The following is a 10,915-nucleotide window of genomic DNA, read 5'->3' as shown; positions in this document are numbered from 1 at the left end:
CGGAGGGTGCCAGGCCGAATCCAATCAGCAGCACGCAGCGCGGCCAAGTGCCTAAAGCACCCAGCTTCCGAATTCGACCTTCGATTCCCCTGAAGCGGGTGGACACGCCGCCTGCAGTTCCCCCGAAACTCCCCATCCTTCCAATCCCTGAAAGAGCCTTGAAGCAAGGCCGGGTATTCAGAGCACAGGAAATGGGGATCGAGGAATTTGACGGCCCATTGGGGCCGAATGCGGCCTACAGGTCAGCTATAGCACGAAGAACTAAGTGCCTGGGAAGCCGGAGGGACGAGCGAGCCGCAGGCTCGAAATTCTGGGCTGCCAGCCATGGGCTGGCACTACTGAAGCAGCCGGCCAGCGGCCGGCACTACCAATGGCCGTGCCGGCCAAACAAAAAGCCCCGACCGAGGCCGGGGCTTTTCATTACAACTGGTGCCGGAAATAGGAATCGAACCTACGACCTACGCATTACGAATGCGCCGCTCTACCAACTGAGCTATTCCGGCTGAGCAGGCGATTTTACGGTCGCCCCACCCCTGCGGTCAATCCGGTCGTGACGATTGCCGCCAAACGCTTGCCCGCCCGGGCTCTCAACCCGCCGCCACCCGGTTCCCACACTCCCGCCCGGCCGCGAAATCGGCCAGGTTGCCCAGCGTGATCGCCGAGATCTCCTGCAGCGCCTCCACGGTGAAGAAGCCCTGGTGGCCGGTCACCAGCACGTTGGGGAAGGTCATCAACCGCTGGAAGGCCTCGTCGTCGATGATCTCGCCGGACAGGTCCTGGAAGAACAGCGCGCTTTCCTGCTCGTAGACGTCGATGGCCAGGTGGCCCAGCCGGCGCGACTTCAGCGCGCGGATCACCGCATGGGTATCGACCAGGCCGCCACGCGAGGTGTTGACCAGCATCGCGCCGGGCTTCATCCGCGCCAGCGAGGCGTCGTCGATCAGGTGCTGGGTATCGGGGGTCAACGGGCAATGCAGCGAGACGATATCCGAGCGCGAGAGCAGCTCCTCCAGTTCCACCATCGCGCCGATCTCGGCGAACGCCGGCGAAGGATACGGATCGTGCCCCAGCACGGTGCAGCCCATGCCGCGGAAGATGCGCGCGGTGGCCAGCCCGATCTTGCCGGTACCGACGATGCCCACGGTTTTGCCATGCAGGGTGCGGCCGAGCAGGCCATCAAGCATGAAGTTGCCCTCGCGCACGCGGTTGTAGGCGCGATGGGTCTGCCGGTTGAGGGTCATCACCAGCGCCAGTGCGTGTTCGGCCACGGCTTCCGGCGAGTAGGCCGGCACGCGGGCGACGAACAGGCCGAGCGCGTTCGCAGCGGCCAGATCCACATTGTTGAAGCCGGCGCAGCGCAGCAGTACCGCGCGCACGCCCAGTGCATGCAGGGCCTGCAGCACCGGCGCATCGAGCCGGTCATTGACGAACACGCAGACGGCAGCGCAGTCCTGTGCCAGTGCGGCGGTGTGCACGTCCAGCGCGGCGTCGAAGTACACGAACTGGAACGGCTGCTCTGCCGCTTCGCGCGCGTTGGCTTCCTCGAGAAAGCGGCGATCGTAGGGACGGGCACTGAATACGGCGATGTGCATGGCAAGGTCTGCGCGGAAATCCGCCACGACCATAGCGCACCCGCAGACCGATGGGGATGGCACCCGCGGCGCGAAGGCCGCCGGTGCCGCTACTGCCTTAGAACGTATAGCCCAGGCCCAGCATCACGCCGTTCTGCAACTGGCCGTCGCGACGCTCGCCCACGTAGTCGACCATCACCGACAGGCGATCACTGGCGCGGCTGGTCACGCCCAGGTTCCAGGCCAGCACCTGCTCGCCCACGGTCTGGCTGCTGGCACCGAACACCAGGTCCGGCGCAGCGGCGAAGCCGGTGCTGTAACGGGCCTGGGTGTCGCCCAGTTCCTTCTGCCAGACCACGCGCGCGCGCGGGGTGATGCGCTCGCCGTTGTTGCCTTCGAATGTCTTGAACAACTGCAGGCCCGCGCCGACCCGGATGCTCTCCAGGCTGTCACCACGCCCAACCAGCGCGCCAGCACCCTGCCCTTCATTGAAACGGGTGGCCGAGGTGCGCGCGTAATCGACCACCGGCAGCAGCGGCTGGATCACCACGCCCTTGGCGGTGGTGAACGAGAAGCCGTGTTCCAGGCGGGCCGAGATCGCATCGTTGTTGTACTTGGCACGCAGCGGGCCCTGCAGGCCGTCGATGCCCTCGATGCTGCGGCGGGTGTCGTGGCGCAGGTCGGTGTAGCGCACCGAGGCCGAGAGGTAGCCACGCGAGTAGGTGGCATCCAGGTAGCCGCCCACATCCAGCGCGCGCACGTCGCCGGTGAACCCGGAACCATCGCGCCCCTTGGTCGACATGTCGGCGGCGGCAACGCTGACGCCCAGCGTCACGCGGTCATCGGCCAGCTGCGTATCGGCACCGAGCACGATGCCGCCGACGGTATGGCTCAGGCCGGCCACGCCGCCCTCGCCGTCGATGCGGCCATGGCTGCCGAAACCGCGGCCCCAGAGGCCGTGGTTGCGAGGTGCTTCGCCGCCGAAGTTGGTGTTGCCACCGCCCGCCCCCGCCGGCTCCACCAGGTGCATCGCCAACTGGTTGAACAGGCTGCCATTGGCCATGCCGGGCTGTGCCGACGCCGCCTGCGCGGCCTGTGCCGCCAGGCCACCGGCGTCACCACTGCCGCTGCGTCGTGCGGCCTGGTGCTGCTGCAGCACGCTGCCGATGCTGCCGACCAGCGCGTTGTCGGCCAGGCGCAGGCTGGCATGGCCATCACCGCGCAGTGCACCGGCCTGCTGTGCGATCACATCGCGGTCCGCGAACTGCAGTGCACCCAGCAACGGCTTCAGGCCGGCATCCTGGCGCTGGCCGGCCGTGGCCAGCGCGCGGCCGAGACCGTCGTTGCCGTTGTTGCCGGTGAGCTGCGCGAGCTGGTCGAAACCGGGGTTCGCCGTCAGCGACAGGCCCTCGGCGGTCTGCTTGATGTTGAAGCTCAGCAACGAGTTGTGGCGTGGCCGGAACACCTCGCCGTTGGTGATGCTGGCGGTATAGCCGGTGTCGCCCAGGCGCACCGCATCGGTGAAACCGCCCTGGTAGATCGGGCCGCTCACCAGTTCGCGCTGGTAGTTGCCGGCGTAGAAGCCCTGCGCCACGTTCAGTTCCAGGTGCGCGCCCGGCGAAATGACCAGTGCACCCTCGTTGGTGCCGCTGTCGTAGAAGTCGCCCACACGCAGGCGGCCACTGTTGGTGCCGCCCGCCTCGGTGACGTCGAACAGTACCTTGCCGCCCGGCATGATGTTGACGTAACCGTGGGTGACCAGGTCACCGCCACGCGGCATCAGGGTGCCGTACACGCGCAGGCGGTTGAAGCCATCCTCGCGGAACGAGGGGCCGGTGCCATCGAGCAGTGCGTTCGAGTCGGTGGCAACCGAGGCGATGTCACCGTGGCCGACCACCATGCCGGCCGCCAGCACGCGCAGCTCCGGGGTGCGCAGGGCACCGCCTTCCAGGGCGATGGTGCCGTTCTCCACCAGCATGAAATCGGCGCCGGTGGTTTCGGCAGTGCGCCAGGTGCCGCCCTTGGCGACGCGGATCACGCCGGCCGAGTTGCCCAGCGTGGAGGCATCCAGCTCATCCAGGCGCAACTGGCCAAGCAGGAGCTGCCGTGTACCCGGGTCGTTGAGGTAATCCTGCACCGACGCCGGGCCGATGCCGTTCGGGCCGGCGCTGGAGCGGTTGTAGATGTTCACCGCATAGTTGATGTACGTGGTGGCGAAGTCGGTATCGTTCCAGCGCGCGAAGTCGTCATCGACGAACGCCTGCAGCTGGCGTGCGGTGCGCAGATAGCCCGGGTTGATGTCGCCGCTGACATTGCCGGTGACCGTCAGGGTGTCGCCCGGGTCGCGGTAACCGGCGGCGGTGATGATGTTGTTGCTGTAGATGTCCTGCCCGGGGAAGGTTTCCAGCTTGCGGCCACTGCCATCGGGATCGAAGCTGACCGACGGGCCGGTGGTCCGGGCCGGATCGCGGAACACCAGCAGGCCGTTGGGCTGCACCACCTCGTACATGGCCTTGTGCAGCAGGCCGGCATCCATGCCGCCGCCGTAGTTGCCGGTGTAGATCTTGGTCATCCGCGGCGACGGCGTATAGATCACCTTGCCACCGCTGCTGGCGGCGTGGATCTGCACCGAGTCGACCAGCGGCAGGTCGCCGGCCAGGTAACGTTCGACGCCACCGGACTGCATGATCGAGCAGGACGAGATGCAGTGGCCGGACACGATGGTGTTCAGGCCGTTGCTGCGGATCACCCCCTGCAGCCACTCACCCGCGATCAGCGCGCCACCATTGGAGGTGCGCAGCACGACTTCGCGGATCGGACGGCCTTCGGCATGCGCCTTGGCCAGCAACGCCGGCAATGCGACCACGTCGGCGACGGTGACACCGCCGCTGAGTACGACGCGATCGCCCTGCACGTGATAATTCATTGCCATGACGTCATCCATCTGGCCCAGGGTCGCGATACCCACCAAGCCTGCCAGGGCGACGCTCAACTTCGAATGCTTCATTGCGTTCTCTCTCTCCGCCCGCACCACGCGGGTCGAAAGCAGAACGCAGCAGCAGGGCGGACGCCCCCAGTCGGCGACGAGGAAAAAGATGAATGCATTCACAATGGAAATGCAGAAGAAACGTGGGCTTCCCCATCCGGTCACCGTCGCGTAAAACTCGATGACGCGTCCGTCATCGTCGTTCGAGGCCCTCCCCTGTCCGTGCCCTCCCCTTTGCTCCGTCCTGCGCCGGAACTGCCCGGGGTTCCGGATGTCTTCATCGCATTCGTACGCGAGGAACGCGCGCCGCTGTGTGCTTTCCTGCGCGCCCGCGGTGTCGGCCCCGAGGATGCCGAGGACATCGCCCAGGACTGCATGGAGCGCCTGATCCGCTACCGCGCGCACGACACCGAGGAGCTGCGGCTGCTGCTGTATCGCATTGCCCGCAACCGCCTGGCAGACCGCGGGCGCTCGCCGCAATCGCGTAACCACCTGTCGCTGACCGAGCGCGACGGCAACGAAGAAGCCGCCAGTGCTTCTCCTGATCCGCTGCGTCAGGCAGAATCCGGGCAGATGCTCGCCCTGCTGCGCCAGGCACTGTTCAAGCTTCCCGAACGTGCCCGCGAGGTGTACCTGCTCAACCGCATCACCGGGATGAGCTATACACAGATCGCCCGGCATTGCGGCATCACCGCCAAGACCGTGGAAAAACACATTGCCCGTGCATTGCAGGGCCTGCGCAAGGAGCTGGGCCCCGATCCTCTCCACAATGATGGAGACACCGAATGATCCGCAACGACAACAGGGATGACACGTTGCTTTTTGAACACGCAAGCGCCTGGGTAGCCCGGCTGGACGCCCCCGACTGCAGCCCCGAAGAGCGTCAATCCTTTGAGGACTGGCTGGCCGAGGATCCCGCGCATGTCAGCGCCTGGGTGCAGGCCGAGAAGCTGCACCAGCGCAGTGCCGGCCTGGCCGGCGACCCGTGGTTGCGCACCGCGGCTGCACGCACAGCACGCAGGCCGCAGCGGCGTTGGCTGCCGAGTGTCGCCGCCGCTGCCGGCGTCTGCCTCGCCGTTGGCCTGGGCTGGATGCTGTACACCGATGGCAACCCCACACCGCTGACCTATGCCAACGCCAGCCTGCTGCCGCAGCAGCGAACGCTGGCCGATGGCAGCATCGCCACGCTCGATGCCGGCACCACGCTCACCGCGCGCTTCGGCTGGCGCAAGCGCGAACTGGCGCTGGAACACGGTCGCATCCAGCTGCAGGTCGAACCATCATCGCGCTCGCTGCGGGTGCAGGCCGGCGGCAGTTCGATCCGCGATATCGGCACCACCTTCCAGGTGGAACGGCTGACTGACGGCCGGGTCGAGGTCGCGCTACTGGAAGGCGTGGTAGAAGTCACCAGTGGCAGCGCGCAGCACACGCTCTCGCCGGGCCAGCAGCTGCAGGTCCTGGCCTCCGGCAAGATCCAACCGGGCCCGCAGCTGTCCTCGACCGCTGCCGCCGAGGCCTGGCCACAGGGCAAGCTGGTGTTCGACGGCACGCCCCTGGCCACCGTGGTCGAACGCATGAACCGCTATGGCAGCACGCCACTGGTGGTCGCCGACCCAGACATCGCCGACCTAGCGGTCAGCGGCACCTTCCGTGCAGGCGACGCGCACGAACTGCTTTCCGCCCTGGAACTGGGGTGGTCCATTGCTGGCCAGCCGCGCTCGGATGGCGCGCTGGAACTGCGCCGCACCTACTGAGGCGGCGGCCGATGCCGGCGCCGGGTGTGCTTCGTTGGGACGCGCTTCGGTGGGGCCTGCTGCAGGCCCTGCTGTGCGTTGTGCTGGTGCCGGGCGTGACGGCAACGGCGGCGTCAGCAGAAGCCGTCAGGCAGGTCGACTACCGGATCGCTCCCGGCGCCCTGCCGCCGGCCCTGCAGCAATGGGCGCGCCAGAGCGGCATCGCCCTGGTATTCGACGCGCGTGAGCTGACCGACCTGCGCAGCGGCGGCGTCGCCGGCTCGCTGGCGCCGGCCGCTGCGCTGAAGCAGCTCGTCGCCGGCATGCCGGTGAACATCCTGCAGACACCCAGCGGCGGATTCGTGGTGCGCCGGCATGCTGCGCCAGCCGACGTGGTCGCGCAGCCGGTACAGCGGCCACCGCCGCCGGCGCCACCGAAGCCGGTGCAGGTGGAGCTGGCGCCGATCCATGTCACCGGCAGCCGGTTGCCGCGCACCTCCGTGCAGACCACGCTCCCAGTAACGGTGATCGACCGCGAAGACATCCTGCGCAGCGGCTACGGCACGTTGTTCGACCTGTTGCGCCACCTGCCCGGCATGAACGGCCACCCGCCCCTGAGCACCTCGCGCAGTGGCGATTCGCTGTACCTGCCGGTCGGCGCAGCGGCCACCACCAGCCTGGATGGCATGGGCCCGCGCGCGACCCTGTTCCTGGTCAATGGCCGGCGCCTGCCGCGCTATCCAATGGTCTCGCTGGAAGAAGGCGGGCTGACCGATCTGGGTGGCATTCCGCTCAGCTTCGTCGAGCGCATCGAACTGGTGCGTGGCGGCGCGTCGGCCATCTACGGCGCCGATGCGATGTCCGGCGTGGTCAACATCATCCTGCGTGACCAGGCCGAGGGGCCGGAAGCTACGCTGCAGTCGGGTGTCAGCAGCCGTGGCGACGGCGATCAGTACCGGCTGCAGGCGGCAACGGGTGGCGTGCGCGAAGGTGGCGACCGCTGGTTCGCCGGCGTCGACCTGCATCGCCTGCAGCATGTGGCCGGTGACCAGCGCGACTGGCATGCGGAAACCTCGCTGTACCCGATCGGGCTGATCCTGGGCAACGGCGATTACTACCCGGCCACGCAGTGCCATCCGCCGCTGCAGCGCGAAGACGACGGCTGCTGGTTCGACAACGCCCGCCCGCGCTCGCTGCAGCCGGCATCGGAAACGCTGTCCGGCTACCTGCGCTATCGCCACGAGCGCGGTGACGGACGCTACGCCTATGTGGAAGCACGCGCCAGCCACAACCGCCAGCGTTTTGAACTGGGCCCGACCGCCGTCGCCCTCAATTTCAGCCGTGGCGCGATCCTCAATGTGGTCCTGCAGGAAGGCGGCGAAGTGCGCCCGCGCGTGCATGCCACTGAAGGCGACGTCAGTTTCGGCATGGGCCGCGAGCGCACCGGCCGCAGCTGGGATGCCGGCCTCAGCGCGCAGCGCAGCCAGGTGGACCTGCGCACCGAAGGCACCGTGCGCAGCGAGCGTCTGCTGGAGGCCGCACGAACGCTGGATTTCCTGCCCGGCTTTTCCACCCTGCCGCCGGGGCTGGCAGACGAGCTGTTTCCGGCCATCCACAACCGCGGTCGTACCGAACAGTGGCAGGGCTGGTGGGGCATGCAGCGCACCCTGATGACACTGCCAGGCGGTGCGGCACAGCTGGCCACCGGTATCGACCTGCGCCGCGAGCGCTGGACGTCGCTGCCCGATCCGCTGCTGGGCAAGGGTGAGCTGGCCCTGGGCCTGCCGCTGGAGCAGCGCCGGCTGACCCGGCAAAGCAACGCCGCCTACGCCGAACTGGGCCTGCCGTTGGCGCCGACGCTGCGCCTGGACGTGGCTGCGCGGCTGGACCGCGATGGCAGTGACACCGCATTCTCGCCGCGTGCCGGCCTGCGCTGGAGTCCGAGCCCGCACTGGTCGTTCCTGCTGGCCAGTGGCCGCGGCTACCGCGCGCCCAGCATCTTCGAGCGGCGGCGACCGCCGGGCTACTTCGGCCTGTATCCCCTGCCCGCATCGGCTTCCCTGCCGCCGTGCGCGCGCCCGCTGCGCGGTGGCGGCTGCGCGGTGGAAGTAGAGGTGGTGGAGAACGATGCACTGAAAGCGGAGACCTCGCGCAGCCACTCGCTGGCTGCCAGCTGGACACCGAGCGATGCGTTCTCGCTGTCACTTACCCACAACATCGTCGAACTGCGCAACGAGATCCTCGCCCTGCAACCCAGCGATGCGCTGTGGAATCCCGGTACCTGGGAGCTGGATGAGCAGGGCCGCCTGCGTGATCTTCGCCTGTCATTCGACAACATCGGCCGCACCACCTCACGCAACTGGGTACTGCGTGGCGAGTACCGGGTGGATGCCGGCCGCAACGGGCAATGGCTGTTCTCGCTGGATGCGTTGAAGCAGCAGGAACTGCGTCGTGATCGCAGCCATGGCGAATCGGTGGACCTGCGCGGGCATGCCACGCCGGCGAACGCGGGCATTCTCAACGTGCAGTGGCAGAACCCTTCCTGGGACATCGCCCTGCGTGGCAACCGCGTCGGCCGCACCCGCGCATGGCTGGCCGGTGAAGCATGCACGCAGGAGCAGCATGACCAGCGCCGCTGCATGAACCCCGCGCAGCTGCGCTGGAACCTGCACCTGGCGCGCCGGCTGAGCCCACGCGTGATTGCCGCTCTGGACGTGCACAACCTGCTCGATACGCGGCCGGTGAACTACCTTGTCGGCAGCGGCGGGCAGATGGCCGGACTGGACGATCCGCTGGGGCGCTACTTCCTGCTGACCCTGCAATTCCGCTGAGCGTAGTACCCTACGCCGCCTGTTCCACGGCGTCGAAGGCGAGTCATGAAAGCCTACCTCTGGTTCCTGGGCGCGCTCATGTTGTTCTTCGCGCTGCCCTTCCCCTGCCTGCTCTATTACGGCACCAGCTGGCCGATGGACCTGGGCGACCGCAGCGCGCCATGGTTGGCGCTTGGCCTGCTGGCGACGTCGCTGGCGCTGTGGCTGGTGCTGCTGTACGCCTTCCTGCATTACCTGCTGCTGGCGCCACCGCGCGCACTGCAACGCGTACGCAGCATCCTCGCCAACGGCGAGCCACGCAGCGCGCGCATCGAGCAGGCCGAACAGACTGGCGTGCAGGTGCGCGGCTTCGCGCAGTGGCGGCTGCAACTGGCCTTCGACAACCTGTCCGGCACGCCGATCACCGAAACGCTGATCGTGGTCGACAGCAAGCCACAGCTGCAGCGTTTTGCCGTGGGCAGACAGCTGGATGTGCTGCTCAGCCGCACGCCGGGCACTCCACCCAATCTGATGCTGGAAGGAGCGCAGCCGGAACTGGACCGTGCCAGCCTGTGGCGCCGGGCCATCGGCGGCCTGGTCGGCATCGTCGGGGTCGCTGCTGCGTACGTCATGGCCTACCGCCTGCAGAGCGATGGCATGGGTTGGACGTTCCTCGGATTCGGTCACCCACTGCTGATCTGCCCACTGGTCCTGTGCAGCTACCTGATCGGCCTGCGCCTGCTGGCGCGCCTGCTGGCCGGCACGCTGCAGATCGACGCGCGCGGCGAAGCGCTCAAGTACCGCGGTATCGCTGCCGAAGCGCGGGTACTCGATGTGCGCCAGACCGGTACCTACGTCAACGAACAACCGCAGGTGGAGTTCCAGCTGGAATACCTCGACCGCGAGGGCAACGTGCAGCAGGCCAGCGTGCGCCGCTTCGTTGCGCTGCTCGAACTGGCCAACATTCCACGTGGGCAGGTCGACATCCTGTACGACCCGGATGATCGCCGCAGCGTGCGCATGGAGGACGCGTGAAGCGGCCCGTGTCCACACCGCTGGTGTTCGCCGGCGTGGTGCTGGCCCTGGCCGGCGTCGCCACGGCGGGCGGTGTATTACAGACCGTTGATGCGACCCTGCGCGGCGCCGCATCGACCGCGCCTGCGGATGCAACGCAGCAACATCCTTGGGAACAACCGTTGCGTACGGCGGCCATCGCCACGCCACGGGCAGCTTTCGAACCGATGCGCGTGCCCGGGCGGGCACGGCCCAACCTGCTGCTCGACACCGAGCGCCTGCAGGCTGCAAGGCAGGCGCTGGAAGCGATGCCCGGACTGGCCGGCGAACGCCTGGTCGTTTTCCACAGCATCCACTTCCATGACGACGGTCGCATCGACATCGACCTGGTCGACCCACAGCAGCCGGGCCATGTGGATGCTTACCACTACCAACGCGGGCAGTGGCGCAAGGGCGACGCGGTGAATCCGCAGCAGTTCGCACCCACCATCACCCTGCGCCGCAGCAGCACCGCACTGGCCAACATCGATTTCGATGCCGTGCCACGGGTGACGCAGGCCCTGCAGGAGCAGCGCAATGCCCTGATGCGTACGCCGGCCCAGGTCGGCCATGTGTATGTGGTCATCCGCAAGGGCGGCAAGCTGGTGTGGTTGCCGGATGAAGTGGCGGGCGACCGCCAGACCGTGCGCCTGCGCTACGACGCCAAGGGCAACCTGCAGTAGAAAAAGGGGACGGAGGGGATCAGGTCGCAAGTGGCGCGACGATGGCCAAAGCGACTTGATCCCCTCCGTCCCCTTTTCT

General features: G+C 67.6%; 7 protein-coding genes and 1 tRNA gene. 5 read left to right on the top strand and 3 right to left on the bottom strand.

Features of this window, described 5'->3' with window-relative positions; all coding sequences use genetic code 11:
• Window positions 1-427 precede the first annotated feature (427 nt).
• The 3 genes from ACFX4F_RS10865 to ACFX4F_RS10855 form a co-directional block, all read right to left on the bottom strand.
• A tRNA-Thr gene (locus ACFX4F_RS10865) sits at window positions 428-503 on the bottom strand.
• 84 nt (window positions 504-587) lie between these two features.
• On the bottom strand, window positions 588-1,592 hold the full coding sequence (locus ACFX4F_RS10860; protein ID WP_380655058.1) for a 2-hydroxyacid dehydrogenase: 1,005 nt from the start codon (window positions 1,590-1,592) through the stop codon (window positions 588-590).
• 97 nt (window positions 1,593-1,689) lie between these two features.
• Entirely contained in the window at window positions 1,690-4,578 is a 2,889-nt protein-coding gene (locus tag ACFX4F_RS10855; protein ID WP_380655055.1) for an autotransporter domain-containing protein, read from the bottom strand.
• 213 nt (window positions 4,579-4,791) lie between these two features.
• Here ACFX4F_RS10855 and ACFX4F_RS10850 point away from each other — a divergent pair, with 213 nt between their 5' ends.
• From ACFX4F_RS10850 to ACFX4F_RS10830, 5 genes are all read left to right on the top strand, one after another.
• Window positions 4,792-5,346, top strand: a complete 555-nt coding sequence (locus tag ACFX4F_RS10850; RefSeq protein WP_236512618.1) for an RNA polymerase sigma factor — start codon at window positions 4,792-4,794, stop codon at window positions 5,344-5,346.
• Window positions 5,343-6,311: a FecR family protein gene (locus ACFX4F_RS10845; RefSeq protein WP_380655051.1), complete on the top strand. Its 969-nt coding sequence runs from the start codon at window positions 5,343-5,345 to the stop codon at window positions 6,309-6,311. The genes ACFX4F_RS10850 and ACFX4F_RS10845 overlap by 4 nt, the downstream gene beginning before the upstream one ends.
• Before the next feature lie 95 nt (window positions 6,312-6,406).
• Window positions 6,407-9,121, top strand: a complete 2,715-nt coding sequence (locus ACFX4F_RS10840) for a TonB-dependent receptor domain-containing protein (RefSeq protein ID WP_380655161.1) — start codon at window positions 6,407-6,409, stop codon at window positions 9,119-9,121.
• A gap of 45 nt (window positions 9,122-9,166) precedes the next feature.
• Entirely contained in the window at window positions 9,167-10,135 is a 969-nt protein-coding gene (locus ACFX4F_RS10835) for a hypothetical protein (protein ID WP_380655048.1), read from the top strand.
• Entirely contained in the window at window positions 10,132-10,836 is a 705-nt protein-coding gene (locus ACFX4F_RS10830) for a hypothetical protein (protein ID WP_380655045.1), read from the top strand. The genes ACFX4F_RS10835 and ACFX4F_RS10830 overlap by 4 nt, the downstream gene beginning before the upstream one ends.
• Window positions 10,837-10,915: the final 79 nt, after the last annotated feature.

Source organism: Stenotrophomonas sp. YIM B13575 (assembly GCF_042787595.1).
Lineage (GTDB): Bacteria > Pseudomonadota > Gammaproteobacteria > Xanthomonadales > Xanthomonadaceae > Stenotrophomonas > Stenotrophomonas lactitubi_B.
Note: the sequence above shows the minus strand (reverse complement) of the source record. Positions and strands in the feature narration are given on the sequence as shown.